This is a genomic window from Vibrio sp. IB15 (assembly GCF_016406055.1).
GTDB lineage: Bacteria > Pseudomonadota > Gammaproteobacteria > Enterobacterales > Vibrionaceae > Vibrio > Vibrio chagasii.
The window spans coordinates 1-18,233 of sequence record NZ_JAEFCE010000020.1 but is presented as its reverse complement, the minus strand read 5'-3'; the positions used below and the strand labels follow the sequence as shown (position 1 = coordinate 18,233).

Annotated in this window: 21 protein-coding genes; 14 read left to right on the top strand and 7 right to left on the bottom strand. The window is 45.2% G+C overall.

Annotated elements, in window-relative coordinates:
- Positions 1–205 precede the first annotated feature (205 nt).
- The 6 genes from cytR (at position 206) to rraA (ending at position 5,718) form a co-directional block, all read left to right on the top strand.
- The gene (gene cytR, locus JC606_RS09670) at positions 206–1,210 is read left to right on the top strand and encodes a DNA-binding transcriptional regulator CytR (RefSeq protein WP_004737140.1); all 1,005 of its coding nucleotides are present in this window, start codon (positions 206–208) and stop codon (positions 1,208–1,210) included.
- 122 nt (positions 1,211–1,332) lie between these two features.
- Positions 1,333–1,872 (top strand): cell division protein FtsN, encoded by a 540-nt coding sequence (ftsN, locus tag JC606_RS09665; RefSeq protein ID WP_032498450.1) that lies wholly within the window; start codon positions 1,333–1,335, stop codon positions 1,870–1,872.
- Positions 1,873–2,074: 202 nt separating this feature from the next.
- Positions 2,075–2,623 (top strand): ATP-dependent protease subunit HslV, encoded by a 549-nt coding sequence (gene hslV / locus JC606_RS09660; RefSeq protein ID WP_004737138.1) that lies wholly within the window; start codon positions 2,075–2,077, stop codon positions 2,621–2,623.
- Between the two features lie 55 nt (positions 2,624–2,678).
- A complete protein-coding gene (gene hslU / locus JC606_RS09655; RefSeq protein WP_137406913.1) occupies positions 2,679–4,019 on the top strand; it encodes an HslU--HslV peptidase ATPase subunit in 1,341 nt (446 codons plus the stop codon).
- 189 nt (positions 4,020–4,208) lie between these two features.
- Entirely contained in the window at positions 4,209–5,126 is a 918-nt protein-coding gene (locus JC606_RS09650; RefSeq protein WP_137406914.1) for a 1,4-dihydroxy-2-naphthoate polyprenyltransferase, read from the top strand.
- 73 nt (positions 5,127–5,199) lie between these two features.
- Positions 5,200–5,718, top strand: a complete 519-nt coding sequence (gene rraA / locus JC606_RS09645) for a ribonuclease E activity regulator RraA (protein ID WP_004737135.1) — start codon at positions 5,200–5,202, stop codon at positions 5,716–5,718.
- Positions 5,719–5,813: 95 nt separating this feature from the next.
- Here the strand turns inward: rraA and zapB are convergent, their stop codons facing one another.
- The gene (gene zapB / locus JC606_RS09640) at positions 5,814–6,056 is read right to left on the bottom strand and encodes a cell division protein ZapB (RefSeq protein WP_004737134.1); all 243 of its coding nucleotides are present in this window, start codon (positions 6,054–6,056) and stop codon (positions 5,814–5,816) included.
- 324 nt (positions 6,057–6,380) lie between these two features.
- Here zapB and glpX point away from each other — a divergent pair, with 324 nt between their 5' ends.
- The 3 genes from glpX to JC606_RS09625 all read left to right on the top strand — a co-directional run bounded on the left by glpX (position 6,381) and on the right by JC606_RS09625 (position 8,659).
- Positions 6,381–7,388: a class II fructose-bisphosphatase gene (gene glpX, locus JC606_RS09635; RefSeq protein WP_137406915.1), complete on the top strand. Its 1,008-nt coding sequence runs from the start codon at positions 6,381–6,383 to the stop codon at positions 7,386–7,388.
- Positions 7,389–7,567: 179 nt separating this feature from the next.
- Positions 7,568–8,194, top strand: a complete 627-nt coding sequence (locus tag JC606_RS09630) for a helix-turn-helix transcriptional regulator (protein ID WP_061033608.1) — start codon at positions 7,568–7,570, stop codon at positions 8,192–8,194.
- 117 nt (positions 8,195–8,311) lie between these two features.
- Entirely contained in the window at positions 8,312–8,659 is a 348-nt protein-coding gene (locus JC606_RS09625) for a DUF3135 domain-containing protein (protein ID WP_102424378.1), read from the top strand.
- 65 nt (positions 8,660–8,724) lie between these two features.
- Here the strand turns inward: JC606_RS09625 and JC606_RS09620 are convergent, their stop codons facing one another.
- A complete protein-coding gene (locus JC606_RS09620; RefSeq protein ID WP_102424380.1) occupies positions 8,725–9,147 on the bottom strand; it encodes a DUF805 domain-containing protein in 423 nt (140 codons plus the stop codon).
- A 76-nt stretch (positions 9,148–9,223) separates the two neighbouring features.
- Positions 9,224–9,571: a 5-carboxymethyl-2-hydroxymuconate Delta-isomerase gene (locus tag JC606_RS09615; RefSeq protein ID WP_198778505.1), complete on the bottom strand. Its 348-nt coding sequence runs from the start codon at positions 9,569–9,571 to the stop codon at positions 9,224–9,226.
- Between the two features lie 235 nt (positions 9,572–9,806).
- Between JC606_RS09615 and tpiA the strand changes: the two genes are divergently transcribed.
- A complete protein-coding gene (gene tpiA, locus JC606_RS09610) occupies positions 9,807–10,577 on the top strand; it encodes a triose-phosphate isomerase (RefSeq protein WP_061033606.1) in 771 nt (256 codons plus the stop codon).
- Between the two features lie 149 nt (positions 10,578–10,726).
- On the opposite strand, the gene pfkA is transcribed toward tpiA, so the two are convergent.
- The 3 genes from pfkA to JC606_RS09595 all read right to left on the bottom strand — a co-directional run bounded on the left by pfkA (position 10,727) and on the right by JC606_RS09595 (position 13,587).
- Positions 10,727–11,689, bottom strand: coding sequence for a 6-phosphofructokinase (pfkA, locus tag JC606_RS09605; protein WP_063525232.1), 963 nt, complete (start codon positions 11,687–11,689; stop codon positions 10,727–10,729).
- 316 nt (positions 11,690–12,005) lie between these two features.
- Positions 12,006–12,914: a CDF family cation-efflux transporter FieF gene (gene fieF, locus JC606_RS09600; RefSeq protein ID WP_102424382.1), complete on the bottom strand. Its 909-nt coding sequence runs from the start codon at positions 12,912–12,914 to the stop codon at positions 12,006–12,008.
- A 163-nt stretch (positions 12,915–13,077) separates the two neighbouring features.
- A complete protein-coding gene (locus tag JC606_RS09595; protein WP_102424384.1) occupies positions 13,078–13,587 on the bottom strand; it encodes a CpxP family protein in 510 nt (169 codons plus the stop codon).
- 180 nt (positions 13,588–13,767) lie between these two features.
- Here JC606_RS09595 and JC606_RS09590 point away from each other — a divergent pair, with 180 nt between their 5' ends.
- The 4 genes from JC606_RS09590 to trmL all read left to right on the top strand — a co-directional run bounded on the left by JC606_RS09590 (position 13,768) and on the right by trmL (position 17,087).
- Positions 13,768–14,457, top strand: coding sequence for a response regulator (locus tag JC606_RS09590; protein WP_198778504.1), 690 nt, complete (start codon positions 13,768–13,770; stop codon positions 14,455–14,457).
- Positions 14,457–15,836 carry an envelope stress sensor histidine kinase CpxA gene (gene cpxA, locus JC606_RS09585; RefSeq protein ID WP_137406917.1) on the top strand — a complete coding sequence of 460 codons (1,380 nt, stop codon included), beginning with the start codon at positions 14,457–14,459 and terminating at the stop codon, positions 15,834–15,836. The genes JC606_RS09590 and cpxA overlap by 1 nt, the downstream gene beginning before the upstream one ends.
- 76 nt (positions 15,837–15,912) lie before the next feature.
- Entirely contained in the window at positions 15,913–16,530 is a 618-nt protein-coding gene (locus JC606_RS09580) for a superoxide dismutase (protein ID WP_198778503.1), read from the top strand.
- A 77-nt stretch (positions 16,531–16,607) separates the two neighbouring features.
- A complete protein-coding gene (gene trmL / locus JC606_RS09575; protein WP_063525226.1) occupies positions 16,608–17,087 on the top strand; it encodes a tRNA (uridine(34)/cytosine(34)/5-carboxymethylaminomethyluridine(34)-2'-O)-methyltransferase TrmL in 480 nt (159 codons plus the stop codon).
- Positions 17,088–17,151: 64 nt separating this feature from the next.
- On the opposite strand, the gene JC606_RS09570 is transcribed toward trmL, so the two are convergent.
- Positions 17,152–18,233, bottom strand: a 1,082-nt coding sequence (locus JC606_RS09570) for an ISL3 family transposase (protein WP_198778502.1), incomplete at its 5' end; no start/stop codon positions are given.

Below are 18,233 nucleotides of genomic sequence, written 5' to 3'. Positions count from 1 at the left end.
ACAAATATTTCATATTTCTCGTGAGCAAGTTCACACGAGTCATGTGATTTTTGTTAATCTAGCCGTAACTTTACGCAGATGAAACGAATAAAATATTGCAATAAAAAAAGTGTTAGCAACACTTTCATAATATCTATTCGATTACATTTATTATTCACGCCTTAGATACTTAGGCAGCAAAGGAACTTAAAAGAGGGTTTAATTTATGGCGACAATGAAGGATGTTGCCCAGCTAGCAGGCGTCTCAACGGCTACCGTATCACGAGCTTTGATGAATCCTGAGAAAGTCTCAGTTTCGACTCGCAAACGAGTGGAAACAGCCGTACTTGAAGCTGGATACTCACCCAATACATTAGCTAGAAATTTACGTCGCAACGAATCAAAAACCATCATTACTATCGTTCCTGATATCTGTGACCCGTATTTCGCAGAAATCATTCGTGGTATCGAAGATGCTGCTGTCGAAAATGATTACCTCGTTCTGCTGGGTGACAGCGGCCAACAGAAAAAACGCGAGTCTTCGTTTGTTAATCTCGTCTTCACCAAACAAGCAGATGGCATGCTACTACTAGGCACCGACCACCCGTTCGATGTCAGCAAGTCTGAGCAAAAGAACCTACCTCCTATGGTAATGGCGTGTGAGTTCGCACCAGAGCTAGAACTGCCTACGGTACACATCGATAACCTGACTTCTGCATTCGAAGCCGTGAACTACCTTGCTCAATTGGGTCATAAGCGTATCGCTCAAATCTCTGGCCCAATGTCAGCAACCCTATGTAAGTTCCGTCAGCAAGGTTACCAACAAGCGCTGCGTCGTGCTGGCGTGTCAATGAACCCAGCCTACAGCACCATCGGTGATTTTACCTTCGAAGCGGGTGCTCAAGCGGTTCGTCAACTGTTAGCGCTACCAGAGCAGCCGACCGCTATTTTCTGTCACAACGATGCGATGGCAATTGGTGCGATTCAAGAAGCCAAGAAACTCGGTTTACGAGTGCCTCAAGATTTATCTGTTGTTGGCTTTGATGATATTCAATTCGCTCAGTACTGCGATCCACCGCTAACCACCATTTCTCAACCTCGTTATGAGATTGGACGCCAAGCAATGTTGATGATGCTAGACCTACTAAAAGGCAACGATGTGCAAGCAGGTTCGCGTCTGCTAGAAGCCAGCCTAGTGGTTCGAGGCAGTACTGCACCACCTCGAATGTAAATCTTCGAAATACCCATATAAATCTGCGGCACATTTTGATGTGCCGCTTCCATTTCTACACTATTATCCTCGCGCAATCTGGATTACCATGAGAGCAGAATTACCAACTACTGAATTGTCTTGTGGCTAATAGAGATTATGTGAAGCGTGGTCGTGGCACGAAAAAACCGACCAAAAAACAAGCCCCTCGCCGTAAACCATGGCGTAGTGGTCTTTTGGCGATCCTCCTTGTTGGCGGGTTTGGTTACGGACTTTACCTATTGAGTAATGACCCAGAGCCACCAGCACCGGCTCCAGTAGTGAGTAAACCAACACCGAAGCCAAAACCAGCCAAAGTGATTCCACCACCTCCAGAAGAGAAATGGGACTACGTTGAAACGCTGCCAAGTCGCGAAATCGAAGTAAAAGCCAAAGAGCAAGAGATCTCTAAGATCCCTTACATCATGCAATGTGGCGCTTACAAAACGTCAGCACAGGCAGAAGCACGTAAGTTGGATATCGCCTTCCAAGGTATCTCGAGTGAAATCCGTAAGAAAGATGGCAGCAGCTGGTACCGCGTGGTACTAGGGCCATACAAGCTTAAGCGTGATGCAGAGCGAGACCGCCACAAGCTGCAGCGTGCTAAAATCGAGCCTTGCGCCATCTGGAAAGACACCGAATAGATCCAGTAAAGCAGTCGCAAAAAAGACAAATAACGAAAGCCTCCCATTGTGGAGGCTTTCTTTTTATTTATCGCTTTTTCTATCTTCTTTCAAACTTACACCGATAAGTTGCACGACATCACTCACGGTTCCTTGAATTATCCGAGCACCATCCTCATATACTTTTTATACCCAAAGATAAGAACATTAAGAGGCCCTACTCGTGACTACCATAGTATCTGTACGTCGTAATAATAAAGTCGTCATCGCGGGTGATGGACAAGTATCTCTAGGCAACACGGTAATGAAGGGCAATGCCCGTAAAGTGCGTCGCCTATACAATGATAAAGTACTGGCTGGTTTTGCTGGCGGTACCGCTGATGCTTTCACGCTATTCGAAAAATTTGAAAGCAAGCTGCAAATGCACCAAGGCCATCTGACCAAAGCTGCCGTTGAGCTAGCGAAGGATTGGCGTAGTGACCGTGCTCTACGTAAATTAGAAGCACTACTCGCGGTAGCTGACGAAACCGCTTCACTGATCATCACAGGTAACGGTGATGTTGTTCAACCAGAGAACGACCTAATCGCTATCGGTTCAGGCGGTAACTTCGCTCAAGCAGCGGCTACGGCACTATTAGAAAATACTGATTTAGATGCACGTGAAATCGCAGAAAAGTCGCTGAATATTGCAGGCGATATCTGTGTGTTCACCAACCATCACCACACTGTTGAAGAGCTAGAAAGCACTGTTGAACTGCCAAAGCCAGAATAACAAACGCTTCTACCCAAACTTGTATCAACAGTGATTAAAGAATTAAGGAAAAACCATGTCTGAGATGACTCCTCGCGAAATTGTTCACGAACTCAATCGCCACATTATCGGTCAAGACAACGCTAAGCGTTCAGTTGCTATCGCACTGCGTAACCGCTGGCGTCGTATGCAGCTTGAAGAGAGCCTGCGTGTTGAAGTATCACCAAAAAACATTCTAATGATCGGCCCTACGGGTGTTGGTAAAACAGAGATTGCTCGCCGCCTAGCGAAGCTAGCAAATGCACCGTTCATCAAAGTAGAAGCGACTAAGTTCACCGAAGTTGGCTACGTAGGTAAAGAAGTTGAGACCATCATCCGCGACCTAACGGACGTTGCGATCAAAATGACGCACCAGCAAGCGATGAAGAAAGTGCAATTCCGCGCTGAAGAGCAAGCGGAAGAGCGCATTCTTGATGCCCTACTACCACCAGCTCGTGATGCTTGGGGTCAGAATGAGCAATCAAGCGAAGACACAACCTCTTCAAACACTCGCCAAATTTTCCGCAAAAAATTGCGCGAAGGTAAGCTAGACGACAAAGAGATCGAAGTCGATGTAGCAGCACCACAAATGGGCGTTGAAATCATGTCACCTCCAGGCATGGAAGAGATGACTAACCAGCTACAAGGTATGTTCCAAAACCTAGCTGGCGACACCAAGAAAAAGCGTAAGATGAAAATCAAAGACGCATTCAAAGCCCTAACGGAAGAAGAAGCCGCTAAGCTTGTGAACCAGGAAGAGCTGAAAGAAAACGCGATCTTCAACGCTGAAAACAACGGTATCGTATTCATCGATGAGATCGATAAAATCTGTAAGCGTGGCGACAGCTCAGGTCCAGACGTATCTCGTGAAGGCGTTCAACGTGACCTACTGCCTCTTATCGAGGGCAGCACAGTATCAACTAAGCACGGTATGGTGAAAACGGACCACATCCTATTCATCACATCGGGTGCATTCCAAGTGGCTAAGCCATCAGACCTAATCCCTGAGCTACAAGGTCGTCTACCTATTCGTGTAGAACTTGAAGCGCTTTCAGCGAATGACTTCAAACGCATTCTAACTGAGCCAAAAGCATCTCTGACAGAGCAATACATTGCCCTAATGAAGACGGAAGATGTGAACATTGAGTTTACTGAAGACGGCATCAACCAGATCGCGGATGCAGCATGGCGCGTAAACGAAACCACTGAGAACATCGGTGCACGTCGTCTACACACTGTGATGGAGCGTTTGATGGATGAGATTTCATTCGATGCAACAGACAAAGCTGGTAGCACGCTAGTGATCGATGAAGCCTACGTGAACTCGAAGCTTGGTGAATTCGTTGAAGACGAAGACCTAAGCCGCTTCATCCTGTAGCACACGAAACTCCAACTTATTGCTCTATCTCAAAGAAATAGCAGCTAATAAGCGAATTCAAGGCCCACTTTCGAGTGGGCTTTTTATTACCTGAAAAATGGGCGTATACTCAAATCACCGCATGAAACCAATACTTACAATATAGGCGCCCTGCTAATCAAGGCGTCCTTACAACGAAATAGACTTACGATGAAACAATCTCTAATGATTTGGCTTGATGCCGCACGACCAAAAACTCTGCCTCTCGCACTCGTCTCTATTCTTACAGGAAGTAGTTTAGCGTTCGCCAACGATCAGTTCTCTTTATCGATCGCTCTGTTGGCCTTTTTAACCGCCACCCTATTACAGATTTTGTCGAACTTGGCGAATGACTACGGTGACGCAGTAAAAGGCACAGACAATGAAAACCGCTTAGGCCCAATGCGTGCCATGCAGTCGGGTGCGGTAACCGCCAAAACCATGAAGCAGGCGATCATCCTCAACATCGTGTTTACTGTGATTGCTGGTCTGATTCTGATTTTTCATGCCTTAACCTCGATTGAAAGCATTCTTTCTTTCATTGCGTTAGGTGTATTGGCCATTGTTGCCGCTATCGCTTACACCGTGGGTAATAAGCCTTATGGCTATATCGGCCTTGGCGACTTATCGGTATTTATCTTCTTTGGCTTATTAGGCGTTTCAGGTACTTACTTCCTACACACTGGCCATGTGGAACCAAGCCTCTTCCTTCCTGCGTTAGGCTGTGGATTGATGGCGGTTGCAGTACTTAATATCAACAACATGCGTGATATTGAAAACGACAGTGAATGTGGCAAACGCACAATGGCGGTTCGCCTAGGACAACGTAAAGCCAAGCATTACCACTTTACGCTACTTGGGTTAGCACTGGTCTCTTTTGCTATCTACCTACTGATTCAAGAGAAACCGGTCTGGATCAGCCTGCCATTTTTGTTGAGTATTGTGATTGTCTACAAGCACGGTAAGGCCGTTTGGGAAACCGAAAAACCCGCTCAAATAGCACCTATGATGCCTGTGATTGTGAAATGCTCGCTGGTTACTAACCTATTGTTTGCAGGGGTTGTCGTAGCTCAAACTCTATTGAGTTAATTGAGACTAATCATTGCAAAGGGATCAAGCACCGATATACTCAAAGTAAGCTCATTGTTCAAAAGGTATACTAATGGAATACAACACTTCAGCACTGTGCGACATATATTTAGATCAAGTTGATGTCGTGGAGCCAATGTTCAGCAACTTTGGTGGACGTGCCTCTTTCGCAGGACAGATCACGACATTAAAGTGCTTTGAAGACAACGCTTTGATTCGCTCGGTACTAGAGCAAGACGGTCTAGGGCGTGTGTTGTTAATCGATGGTGGCGGCTCACTGCGTAAAGCACTGATTGATGCCGAAATGGCCCTACTTGCCGAAGACAATGAGTGGGAAGGTATTGTGGTGTATGGCTGCGTTCGCGAAGTCGATGAGCTGGAAGACATGAACCTAGGTATTCAAGCGCTGGCTTCTATTCCTGTAGGAGCAAGCCAAGATGGTGTCGGTGAGCTAGATGTACCCGTTAACTTTGGCAGCGTAACCTTCTTACCGGAAGATTACCTCTACGCCGACAATACGGGCATTATTCTTTCAGCCGAACCTTTAGACGTTGAACTTGACCTCGATGCTGATGAAGAAGAAGTCGAGTAACCCTTGCTCCTCATAAGTCACTCACAATAACCAAGAACACAAACAGAAACGCCCGCTACTGAGTAGCGGGCGTTTTTTTAAATCTGAAGAGTGAATTACTCTACTTCATCCATTTTACCAAGAAGGTTACGGATGCGATCTTGCCATGCAGAGTGCTCTTCTTGCATCTGCTGAGTTTTTTGCTCTAGCTCTTGACGGCTTGCTTTCAGTTCACCAGCTTCTGTTGCTAGTGCTTGTTTCTCTTCTTTAAGCTCTTCCACTTCCATTTGAAGAAGTGCAATCGTATCTACTGCTGTTTGAATTTTTGCTTCTAGTTGCTCTAGTACTTCAAAAGACATTCTGGCCTACCTTTAAGTTATCCATTTGATGGTGAAGGTTCACTCCACTTATTTCCCCATTCTACTCAGCAGAGCAAGGATAAACACTCAATATATTCGATATTTTGCGCCATTCGATGAAAAAAACAGCGCTTTTTACCGAATATTGACGTTAATTCTTACAGCCACACTCGCAAACCAATTATTTTGATGAATATTAGCGGTTTTTCACTGCTCATTGATCAAAAGCAATCTGCAAAAAGCAAAAAGGCAAACGTTTCCTTTTGGATATGGTAAAATCCGCCGCGAAATTTCTATTCCCCCTTTGAAAATTTTGGAGTCCGCATGAAACGCGATTTAGCAATGTCATTCTCTCGTGTCACAGAAGGTGCAGCACTGGCTGGTTACAAGTGGCTTGGCCGTGGCGACAAAAACGCTGCAGATGGCGCTGCTGTAGAAGTCATGCGTAGCCTACTCAACAAAACCGAAATCAGCGGTGAGATTGTTATTGGTGAAGGTGAAATCGATGATGCACCTATGCTTTATATCGGCGAAAACGTAGGTGTAGGCGGCGACGCTGTCGACATCGCAGTTGACCCAATTGAAGGGACGCGCATGACAGCAATGGGCCAATCAAATGCATTGGCAGTATTGGCTGCAGGCGAGAAAGGTAGCTTCCTAAAAGCGCCTGATATGTACATGGAAAAATTAGTAGTTGGCCCTGGTGCTAAAGGCGCTATCGACTTAACTCTACCGTTAAAAGAAAACCTAGTAAACATTGCTAAGGCTTTGGGTAAAACACTCGATACACTGGTAGTAACCACACTAGCTAAACCACGTCACGATCAAGTGATTGCAGAGATGCAAGCGATGGGCGTTCGTGTATTCGCAGTGCCAGACGGTGATGTAGCTGCATCTATCCTAACCTGTATGCCAGACAGCGAAGTCGACGTAATGTACTGCATTGGCGGCGCACCTGAAGGTGTAGTTTCTGCCGCAGTAATTCGCGCGCTAGACGGTGACATGCACGGTCGTCTGCTGCCTCGTCACGAAGTGAAAGGCGATACAGAGGAGAACCGTAAACACGGTGAACTTGAGCTAGAGCGTTGTGCTGAAATGGGCGTAACCGCTGGTATCGTGTTGAAGATGGAAGACATGGCTCGCAGCGACAACGTGGTATTCTCAGCAACGGGCATCACTAAGGGTGACCTGCTAGAAGGTATTTCTCGTCAAGGCAATATCGCGACAACCGAAACCCTGCTTATCCGTGGCCGCTGCCGTACGATTCGCCGCATCAAATCAATCCACTACCTAGAGCGCAAAGACCCAGAAGTGGTTGGTCATATCCTGTAATCCTCATATCGAGTGAAACAGAATATTCAAAGGCTGATACCAAGTATCAGCCTTTTGTTTTATTGCCCTGTCAGGTTCTCACCATTGCGATTGATAGGTCAGTAACTGTCAAAATAGTAAATGGTTTGCTTTATAAACACCTTGCCTCATAATAGTAAGGTTCATGAGGTAGGGATAGTATGAAAACAAGCGACAAAATCTTACAGACCATTAAGCGTCAAGGCGCGGTAACGGCCAAACAGCTGTCAGAAGAGTTTGGCATGACGACAATGGGTGCAAGGCAACATCTGCAAAGCCTGGAAGATGATGGCATTCTCGCGTTTCATGACGTCAAAGTGAAAGTCGGTCGTCCGACTCGTCATTGGTCTCTTACTCAGCACGGTCATAGTCAGTTTTCAGACCGTCATGGTGAGCTTACGATTCAAGTCATCGATGCGGTAGAGAATCTATTCGGAAAAGAAGGCCTAGCTAAAGTCGCTGCCGAGCGTGAACAACACACCTTAAAACAGTATCAATCTGCCCTGTCTGATTGTGAAAATCTAATCAGTAAGTTGGAAAAGCTCACCCAACTTCGTGAAGAAGAAGGCTACATGGCAGAACTGAAAGAACACGACGATCACTACATCTTGATTGAAAACCACTGCCCTATTTGTAAGGCGGCGACTCGTTGCCCAAGCTTGTGTCAATCTGAGCTCAACGTGTTCACCGAGCTACTAAAAGATGAGTGCCATGTCAGCCGAACTGAGCATATTATTGCTGGCGAACGACGCTGTACCTACACCTTGGTACCTGTCGCTACCGCTTAACGCTAAGCTATTGATCTTGTCTCAATATTGAGAAATCAAAAGATCGGACAAAATTTATACAAAAATCTTTCTTAAGCTTAAAGCATATGAAACATGCTTAATGCTAAGGAAGGAATGATGGCACATCCACAACCAGAGCAGAAACTGCCCCCTTTTGATGAACTGGTTCAACTTGCTCAAAACGATCCTAAAGCATTCAACCAATTCAAACACCAGATGTGTGAGCAGATGATCTGCTCCGCTTCTGAAAGTATGCAAGGCAGACTTCGCGCTCAACAAAGCCATCTCGATTTAGTCGTCAGCCGTTGTAAAAACCCTCACCACGTCAATGTCGTGCTAATGCAAGAGCTGCGATGTCAGGTTTGCAAGTTCCAAGACGCACTCCAAGGGCGCTGTACCTTAGAAGAGCCTCAGCCAGAAAATGTGGTTCCATTTAGACCTAACACTGAACCCAAAATGTACTAGTTCAGACACCTCCAGAAAGCAAAAAGGGAGCCTAATGCTCCCTTTATGTTAACGGCTGAAAACTCTTATACTGGATCTTCGCCGTAATCGTTGCGGCCTTCTGTGCCTTTCAACAAACCACATTCAATCAAAATCCATAAACCACACACTAATGCTGCTACCGTTGCCACCATGTGCATTGGTGATACAGAATCCACCGTTGTTGCAGCAGCAGGCGAAGCCAAGCGCCCTAGTACCAACGGAACATTCAATAGTAGCCAGTAGTTAGACTTGTTACGGTCATGCCAACGCTTGGCCGTTACCGCTAAGTCTGGAATCACCAGGAGCAACAAGAAGATTGGTAGTAGGATATAAGAGTACGCTGGAAACAGTACCGAAATACCAGAGGCAAAACCGGTGATCGCAACATAGTAGAAAATGTTCCACATCCAGTAAGTCTTACGACCAATTCTCCCTTTGAAAGAGAGCAGTAAATCTTTCATCGACATCTAAAAATACCCAAAAAATTAATATGCTACCAAAAAGTTAGCAGCTAATAGCCCGTTTATCACTTTCTTAAGCGAATCAGTTAATCACTTTCTGAAAACAGCTTTTATCCATATCGCGAATATTAACCGTTAGGCTTCGAACATGGCTCGCCTGTTCTTGTAAGATTTGCATTAACGAGCGTGACAATTCCCGTTTCTGTTCTTCGGCACGCCCGGAAAGTAACTCAAAGCTAATATGAATAAAGTCCACACTGTCTTCTTCATCACCGACTAGCCAGTTATGACAACGCAGAGAACGTGATTTCACAGACGGAATATCAAACAAGCCACAGTTTAATGTAACTTGATGAAGATCTTCTAGTAAACCTTGGATATTCACTCGCTCGTCCACTGAATTTGAGTACTCTAGAACTAGATTCGGCATTATTACTTCCTATTGTTAACGCAAACGTTTGTCCTTTAATACCAACTAACGATGAAAAAACCGAGAAGTTAGCTATTATTCTGTCTGTCGGATCACTGATATAAGGTCAGTATCTACTCTGACCAATCGATAAGATCCCATAAAGACATGACCACAATCATGATCTAACGCGTTTTATCTGTTATATTCTTACGAAGATTTTTTACATTAATTGATTAAATACGGAGATATTCCTATGCGTCGTCCTGTAGTGATGGGTAACTGGAAACTTAACGGTAGCAAAGCAATGGTAACTGAGCTGCTAACTGGTCTTAACGCTGAACTTGAAGGCGTTGAAGGTGTAGACGTAGCAGTAGCTCCACCAGCACTTTACATCGATCTAGCTGAGCGTCTAATCGCTGAAGGCGGTAACAAAATCATCCTAGGTGCTCAAAACACTGACCTAAACAACAGCGGTGCTTTCACTGGCGACATGTCTCCAGAAATGCTGAAAGACTTCGGTGCGACTCACATCATCATCGGTCACTCTGAGCGTCGTGAATACCACAACGAATCAGACGAGTTCATCGCTAAGAAATTCAAATTCCTACAAGAAAACGGCCTGAAGCCTGTTTTCTGTATCGGTGAATCTGACGAGCAAAACGAAGCTGGCGAAACTGAAGCAGTATGTGCACGTCAAATCAACGCAGTTATCGACGCTTACGGTGTTGAAGCTCTAAACGGCGCAATCATCGCTTACGAACCAATCTGGGCTATCGGTACTGGTAAAGCAGCAACAGCTGAAGATGCACAACGCATCCACGCTTCTATCCGTGCAATGATCGCTGAAAAAGACGCAGCAGTAGCTGAGCAAGTAATCATCCAATACGGTGGTTCTGTTAAGCCTGAAAACGCTGAAGCTTACTTCGCACAACCAGACATCGACGGTGCTCTAGTTGGCGGCGCAGCTCTAAACGCAGCTGGCTTCGCAGCTATCGCTAAAGCAGCAGCTAAAGCAAAAGCTTAATTTAGACATCACTGTTTAAATTGAATGAAAGGTCAACTTAGGTTGACCTTTTTTGTTGCTTGCCACTTATGAATCTAAGCAAGCAGACACAAAAAAACCGCTGATAAATCAGCGGTTTTTAAATTCTATAAGCTTACACTCGGCGTGGCTTAGAACAACTCTTCAGCTACGCGGAACAGCTCAGAACGGTCTGGGTTCTGCATGTTCTCGATACAGTCGATGATGTCGTGGTGAACAAGCTCTTCTTTTTCGATACCAACACAACGACCACCGTGACCTTCTTGAAGAAGGTGAACAGCGTAGTTACCCATGCGAGAAGCAAGTACACGGTCAAACGCAGTAGGACGACCACCACGTTGGATGTGACCAAGAACCGTTGCACGAGTTTCACGACCCGTTGCTGCTTCGATCTCTTTAGCCAGCTCGTTCGCATCCATCATTAACTCAGTTAGAGCGATGATTGCGTGCTTCTTACCTTTAGCAATACCATCTTGGATGTTGCCGATTAGCTGCTCTTTATCTAGACCAGTTTCAGGAGTGATGATGTACTCACAACCACCTGCGATTGCTGACATAAGCGTAAGGTCACCACAGTGACGGCCCATGATTTCAACAATAGAAATACGTTGGTGAGAAGAAGACGTGTCACGTAGACGGTCGATAGAATCAATAACAGTGTTAAGCGCTGTTAGGTAACCGATTGTGTAGTCAGTACCAGCGATATCGTTATCAATTGTGCCTGGAAGACCGATACATGGGTAACCCATTTCAGTTAGCTTCTTAGCACCCATGTAAGAACCGTCACCACCGATAACAACAAGTGCTTCGATACCGTGCTCTTTTAGGTTCTCGATACCTTTCTCACGAACAGCAACGTCTTTGAACTCTGGGAAACGTGCAGAGCCTAAGAAAGTACCACCACGGTTGATCACATCAGACACGCTTGAACGGTCAAGCTTTACGATACGGTTCTCAACAAGGCCTTGGTAGCCATCGTAAATACCGTAAACTTCAATGCCAAGTGATAACGCGGTACGAACTACGCCACGAACTGCTGCGTTCATGCCCGGAGCGTCACCACCACTGGTCAAAACACCGATCTTCTTAATCATGCTCACCCTCGATTTTTGGGAATCTATTATTCAATTCTTGTTCTTGCTGATTGTATATCAACAAGATTTTAAATCTATATTTGTGCGTTATGTTACATTTCCTCAACAGGAATAGCACTTAAATCGCGAAAAATTATGTAACATTTCTACTTCTGTAAGAGTATTACAGTTTTACTCAGTAACTTTGTTGATTCACATCAGAATCAACATTAATTGTTACTAAGGTGGTTTTTGAATCACCAAAGAGTTCGCAATTTCTACTCACTCTAGTTCAAAAGCCACCCACTTACCATTTGCTGCCTAGTTTTCGTGCTCGTTACCACGAATGAAATTTTTGTTGCTTCTCAGGCCCAAACACCACCGAATAAGGGTCTTGATGAATTAATACATCAGCATCAGGGAACACTGAGATAAGCTTAGCCTCTACTTCGTCAGAAATGCGATGCGCTTCAATAAGTGGCATCTCATCTTCCAACTCTAAGTGCAATTGAATGAAACGAATCGGACCAGAACGACGGGTTCTTAGTTGATGCACGCCCAATACCCCTTCAACACTCAACGATGTCTCTTTTATCTGTTTTAGCTCTTCATCCGGCAACTTATGATCAAGCAGAGATTGGATCGCTTCTATCGCCATTTGGTAAGCGCTGTAAAGAATATAAATACCAATACCTACCGCAAATACTGAATCCGCCTGACCAATACCAAACCAACTCAACCCTAGGGCCAGCATGATGGCAGCATTCATATACAGGTCAGATTGATAATGCAGTGAATCCGCAGCAATAGCCTGGCTGCCGGTTTTCTGGACCACGTGTTTTTGGAATCGAACCAGACCAAACGTCATCACTATCGCGAACAAGCTGACGTAAATACCGATTTCTGGAGAGTTTAGATCATGAGGTCTAAAGAAGCGCTCCACACCATTAAGAATGAGGAAACAGGCAGAGCCCGAAATAAACATCGCCTGTGCTAATGCAGCGAGTGATTCCGCCTTACCGTGACCAAAGGTATGTTCTTTGTCGGCAGGCTGAAGAGAATATCGAACCACCAATAAGTTAACGACCGAAGCGGCAATATCTAACATGGAATCGACTACGGAAGCCAACAGGCTCACCGAACCGGTCACCCACCACGCCGCGACTTTCACTATTAACAAAATAGTGGCAATGGTGGTCGCAGCCCAAGCGGCCAGCGTAACTAAACGTGCGTATTCTTGTTTCATAACTTGGCTATAAAGTGACTGATAGCACAAAGTATAACCTGCAAACCATCAATTGAATATGACAGCTAGGATGTAAGACATTCATTTTTAGGGATCAAAAAAGCGGCTCTCGGCCGCTTCTTTTTAAACACTTTCATTCAAGCTTGCTTTACCCAGCTTTGAATTACTTGTCTCTGTTCATGTGCTTTTCCATCTTTTCAGCACATTTCGCCATGCGCTCCTGCTGGATTTCTTTCAGTTGAGTTTTTTGCTCAGCCGTTAGCACGCTCATCATTTCGTGTTGCTTCTTAAGCATTGCTACGCGACGCTCAGTTTGCTTCTCAACCATTTGGCTTGCCAGGTCGTTTGCTGCAGCTTCATCGAAGTTGTCAGCTAGTACCAACGCTTGAACTTTTTCGTGGTGCGCTTTCATTTGCGCCATTTTGTCTGACTTGTTGCCCGCGTGTTTTGCTTTCATCTCAGCACGGTTCGCTTCACGCATCTCTTTTAACTGTTCTTTTTGTGCGTCAGTTAGGTCTAGTTGACGCATTACTTTCTTGTCGAAGCCACCACATTTACCGTGCATGCCTTTGTGGTCGCCCTTGTCACCGCCGCCAAATGCATACGCACTTGCTGTACCTAACATAAGTGGAAGTGCCGCAGCTGCTAGTACAAGTTTCTTCGTCATTTTCATAATTGTTGCCTCAATTCGGTATAATAAGTCATGTATTGCGTCTGTATCTCAGCGCTTGAATATAGATTAGTCTTTCCCTCGTAAAGTGACGTTTAGAAAGCGTAAAGAATCGTAAAGAGTGAAAGCTGACGAATAATTAGCAGTATTATTAACCTATAAACTACCGATTAAGGCTTTCACATGGCGAACATTCTTCTTATTGATGACGACACCGAGCTAACGAGCTTACTTAAAGACATTCTTAGTTTTGAGGGCTTCACTGTGTCTGAAGCCAATGATGGCTACGCAGGGCTCGAAGCGATCAATGATGAGATTGATTTGATTCTTTTGGATGTGATGATGCCGCGTCTGAATGGCATGGAAACACTCAAAAAGCTAAGAGAACATTGGGAAACGCCTGTGCTAATGCTGACGGCGAAAGGGGAAGAGATCGACCGTGTGATCGGTCTGGAGCTTGGCGCGGATGACTACTTACCAAAGCCTTTTAGCGACCGAGAATTACTCGCACGTATTCGCGCCATCTTGCGCCGCACGCAAACCACGAGCACTCCAAAAGCCGCCAGCGATAGAATCCAATATCAAGACATTGAAGTATTCCCTGGCAAACAAGAGGCGTACTGCAATGGCGAGATCATCGACCTGACCACTACCGAGTTCGCTCTACTAAGCCACCTTATTCAAAATCCGGGACAAGTGATCACCAAGGAAGCGTTAAGCTTAGATGTACTTGGTAAAAGGCTTGTAGCATTTGACCGTGCGATAGACATGCACATATCTAACCTACGTAAAAAGATTCCAGAACGCAGCGATAGCAAATCACGCATCAAGACCTTGCGTGGTCGTGGCTACCTATTGGTAGAGGAGGATTAATGCGCATCCCTAAAATCACTAGCTTATATGGACGTATCTTTGCCATCTTTTGGTTCACGATGTTACTGGTTTTAATTGCCGTACTTTCCCTACCTCATCTTGATCCAAGAGTAGTTGGTGACATTCCACAGGAGCAATATCAGCGCATTCTCAAAGCTCGTGACAACATTGAAGAAAAATACAGTACAGCTGATGATCTAGATTGGGCTCTAGCAAATATTCAAAAAGAGCAACATCAACAGCATTACCCACCTCGCTTTCTCGTACTATCAGATCTTGAGAGAAATATCGTAAGCATTCCCAACCAAAAAGGTTTAAAACTTCGCGTACTTCACTTTATTACTAGCATTGAAGATCTATCTCAAGCCAAGCGAAAACTATACTCTCACTATATGATTGCAGGCCCTGTACCAATAAAGATAGCTCATTCAAAACTTTTGATGTTTGTCGGTGTAAAATGGAATAAACCACCACCTATCTTTATGCGTTTTTTCGATCACCCATCACAATTACTACTCGCGATGATGCTAGTAAGTACCCCATTATTACTGTGGTTAGCTTGGGCATTAAGCCAACCAGCAAGAAAATTAGAACGAGCAGCACAGCGTGTTAAAAATGGTCGGTTTGAAGTTGACCCTCAACTAGAAGTAGGGACTGCAGAGTTCAGAAAAACAGGCGAAAGCTTTAACCAAATGGTTGAGGCTGTAAACCAGATGATCTCAGGGCAACAGCGCTTGCTTTCTGATATCTCACACGAGCTGCGTTCACCTTTAACACGGCTTCGTATGGCCAATGCACTGGCGATTCGTAAGCAAGGAGAGAGCCCAGAACTCGAGCGTATTGATACAGAAGCGCAACGCTTGGAACAGATGATCAGTGAACTACTGACCCTCTCTCGCATGCAGGTTGATAGCCACATTACTCGTGAAGTTCAGCCGATATCGAGCTTATGGGAAGAGATCTTAAAAGACGCGCAGTTTGAAGCAGAACAGATGGGTAAAGAGCTGACATTCTCAGAAATCCCTGAGCGTTCAATTTCAGGTAATCCTAAGCTACTGATGAGTGCCTTAGACAACATTACGCGCAACGCCATTTACTACGGTAAAGACCAAGTCGATGTGCAATTCCATGTAGTGCAAGATCAGCTGACCATTTGCGTCAATGACAACGGTGATGGCGTGCCTGATGATGAGCTAGATTCTATCTTCAGACCTTTCTACCGTGTTTCTACCGCTCGTGACCGTAATTCTGGCGGCACAGGGCTTGGGCTGACCATTACCGAGAGTGCGATTCGTCAACATAGCGGAACAATTACCGCGAGCCGCAGTAAACTCGGTGGATTACAGATCGAAATTACTCTGCCTATCCTGCCACTGTAATACCCCCACAAAGATCACAGTTGATAATGATTGTTATTATCATTATGGTAAATCCTCTAATTAAGGAGGATTTACCATGTCTCACATTTTCCCTGAACTGCCCTACGCCTACGATGCTCTAGAACCCTACATCGATGCAAAAACGATGGAAGTGCACTACAGCAAGCATCATAGAACATACTATGACAAGTTTGTTGCTGAGGTGTCTGGTAGCGAGCTTGAACAGCAATCTCTCACTGAAATCTTCGCTAATATTTCTCAACACAGCCCCGCTGTGCGCAACAATGGTGGCGGCTACTACAACCATATCTTGTATTGGAACTGTATGTCGCAAGATGGCGGTGGCGAACCAACTGGCGAGCTTGGTGAGGCGATTAAAAGCACATTTGGAGATTTTTCAGCATTCCAAGATCAGTTCGCTCAAGCGGCAATCAATACCTTCGGCTCTGGCTTCGCTTGGTTGGTAGTAGAAGAAGGACAACTGAAGATCATCTCAACCTCAAACCAAGACAATCCTTGGATGGATACGGTGGCAAGCAACGGTGAACCGATACTTGCGTTAGATGTGTGGGAGCATGCCTACTACATCAGCTATCAAAACCGCCGACCTGACTACATCAACGCTTGGTGGAACGTGGTCAACTGGAGTGCAGTATCAGAAAACTACGCGCAGGCACTCAACAAGCAAGCCTAAGTCGATGGTGGCAAACTGTACTAACACAGCTTGCCACCTTATACTCTGGCTATCTTTGATTACTCTTGTGAACCCACATGTTTGATATCGCTCTATACGAACCAGAAATTGCACCCAATACGGGTAACATCATCCGCCTATGTGCTAACTGCGGCGCAAACCTGCACCTGATTGAGCCACTTGGCTTTGATTTTGAAGAGAAGAAAGTGCGTCGTGCTGGTTTGGATTATCACGACCTAGCGCGTGTGAAGCGTCACAAGAACCTAGAAGCTTTTATTCAGTATCTAGAGAACGAACGTGAAGGTGACTACCGTATTTTTGCGTGTACCACCAAGACCACAGGTCACCACGTCGATGCCAAGTTCCAACAAGGCGATGTGTTGATGTTTGGCCCTGAGACACGCGGCCTACCTGCAGAGTTCATCGAAAGCATGCCGATGGAACAACGTATTCGTATTCCAATGATGCCCGACGCACGCAGCCTAAACTTATCTAATGCTGTAGCAATCATCGCATTTGAAGCATGGCGACAAATGGGCTTCGAAGGCGCGGTATAATAGCCGAATACTCAAACACCTGTTATCTGTTATCTGTAATCGCTAATAGGCAATAAAAAAAGGTTCATCGCGGCTTTCCGGGGAAAGCCGCTTTTATCTTCAAGAAGAAGTAGTCTGTATCTCGATACCCATATCCCATTCGCTTGATTAGCTTTATCTTGTTGTTTATCCCTTCCAATGTGCAGGTGTTAAGCGGATAACTCGCAGATGCGATAATGCCGTGAAGATAAGGCCTTAGTTTTCGTGCGAACTCTTTCAATGGCTTAATTCCACTCTCTTGTACTTGTGCCCACCACGCCTCCCAGAGCCCTTTAGCATGTACTTCTGATTCACAATACCAAAGCTCTTTGAGTTGTGCTCCGAGTATATAAGTGGTCATTAAGTCCTTATTGATATTCAATATTTCGGTAAGATAGCTGTTTTGCTGTGTATTCAAATTACCCCTGTTTTTTAGCAACACCCAGCGTGAGCGCTTGATCCATTGCCTCGCTTTTTTATCTTGCTTGAGTTTGTTGGCTTGGTCGACTCTGACTCTATCCATCACCTCTCGACCGAACTTAGCAACAACATGGAATAAGTCGTAAACGATTTTTGCGTTCGGACAGTGTGCTTTAACTTCAAGATCAAAAGCCGTATTCATGTCCATTGCGACCGCTTCGATATTATTGCCATGCTTGCCTAGTTGCTCGAAGAACGGCCGTATGTCCTTACGGCTTCGGCCTAACCCTATCCAAATGACTTGGTGTGTCTTAGCGTCAGCGATGACCGTGGCATATCGATGTCCTTTAAAGATGGCGAACTCGTCCATGACGAGTTGCCTTAGCTCCTCCCATTTCACTGGCGGTACCACTTTTCTAAGTCGGGATTTATCTATCTCTTTAATGGTGTGCCAATGAACGTTCGTTAACCGGGAGATATGCTTAATAGGAAGAAGAGGCAGTAATTGTTCTATATAGCTTCTTAAGCGCTTCGTTATACGAGCATAAGGCTCCAACCAAGATAGAGATTCTGTTTTTATGCCACACTCACGGCACTTGATTCTTCGCGTTTGAACAGAAAGAACAACAGGAACACCGAGCAACATGGCTTCTTTTACATGACGCCATTGATACTCATGAATAGCCTCGGCCTCGAGACCACAAAGGC

What these genes read in the sequence shown, in the direction of transcription:
- JC606_RS09630 (WP_061033608.1), top strand. Translation starts at nt 7,568, where the DNA reads ATGAAAACAAGCGACAAAATCTTACAGACCATTAAGCGTCAAGGCGCG.
- cpxA (WP_137406917.1), top strand. Translation starts at nt 14,457, where the DNA reads ATGCGCATCCCTAAAATCACTAGCTTATATGGACGTATCTTTGCCATC.
- JC606_RS09625 (WP_102424378.1), top strand. Translation starts at nt 8,312, where the DNA reads ATGGCACATCCACAACCAGAGCAGAAACTGCCCCCTTTTGATGAACTG.
- JC606_RS09620 (WP_102424380.1), bottom strand. Translation starts at nt 9,147, where the DNA reads ATGTCGATGAAAGATTTACTGCTCTCTTTCAAAGGGAGAATTGGTCGT.
- JC606_RS09580 (WP_198778503.1), top strand. Translation starts at nt 15,913, where the DNA reads ATGTCTCACATTTTCCCTGAACTGCCCTACGCCTACGATGCTCTAGAA.
- rraA (WP_004737135.1), top strand. Translation starts at nt 5,200, where the DNA reads ATGGAATACAACACTTCAGCACTGTGCGACATATATTTAGATCAAGTT.
- JC606_RS09590 (WP_198778504.1), top strand. Translation starts at nt 13,768, where the DNA reads ATGGCGAACATTCTTCTTATTGATGACGACACCGAGCTAACGAGCTTA.
- tpiA (WP_061033606.1), top strand. Translation starts at nt 9,807, where the DNA reads ATGCGTCGTCCTGTAGTGATGGGTAACTGGAAACTTAACGGTAGCAAA.
- JC606_RS09595 (WP_102424384.1), bottom strand. Translation starts at nt 13,587, where the DNA reads ATGAAAATGACGAAGAAACTTGTACTAGCAGCTGCGGCACTTCCACTT.
- zapB (WP_004737134.1), bottom strand. Translation starts at nt 6,056, where the DNA reads ATGTCTTTTGAAGTACTAGAGCAACTAGAAGCAAAAATTCAAACAGCA.
- glpX (WP_137406915.1), top strand. Translation starts at nt 6,381, where the DNA reads ATGAAACGCGATTTAGCAATGTCATTCTCTCGTGTCACAGAAGGTGCA.
- JC606_RS09615 (WP_198778505.1), bottom strand. Translation starts at nt 9,571, where the DNA reads ATGCCGAATCTAGTTCTAGAGTACTCAAATTCAGTGGACGAGCGAGTG.
- JC606_RS09650 (WP_137406914.1), top strand. Translation starts at nt 4,209, where the DNA reads ATGAAACAATCTCTAATGATTTGGCTTGATGCCGCACGACCAAAAACT.
- pfkA (WP_063525232.1), bottom strand. Translation starts at nt 11,689, where the DNA reads ATGATTAAGAAGATCGGTGTTTTGACCAGTGGTGGTGACGCTCCGGGC.
- fieF (WP_102424382.1), bottom strand. Translation starts at nt 12,914, where the DNA reads ATGAAACAAGAATACGCACGTTTAGTTACGCTGGCCGCTTGGGCTGCG.
- trmL (WP_063525226.1), top strand. Translation starts at nt 16,608, where the DNA reads ATGTTTGATATCGCTCTATACGAACCAGAAATTGCACCCAATACGGGT.
- cytR (WP_004737140.1), top strand. Translation starts at nt 206, where the DNA reads ATGGCGACAATGAAGGATGTTGCCCAGCTAGCAGGCGTCTCAACGGCT.
- hslU (WP_137406913.1), top strand. Translation starts at nt 2,679, where the DNA reads ATGTCTGAGATGACTCCTCGCGAAATTGTTCACGAACTCAATCGCCAC.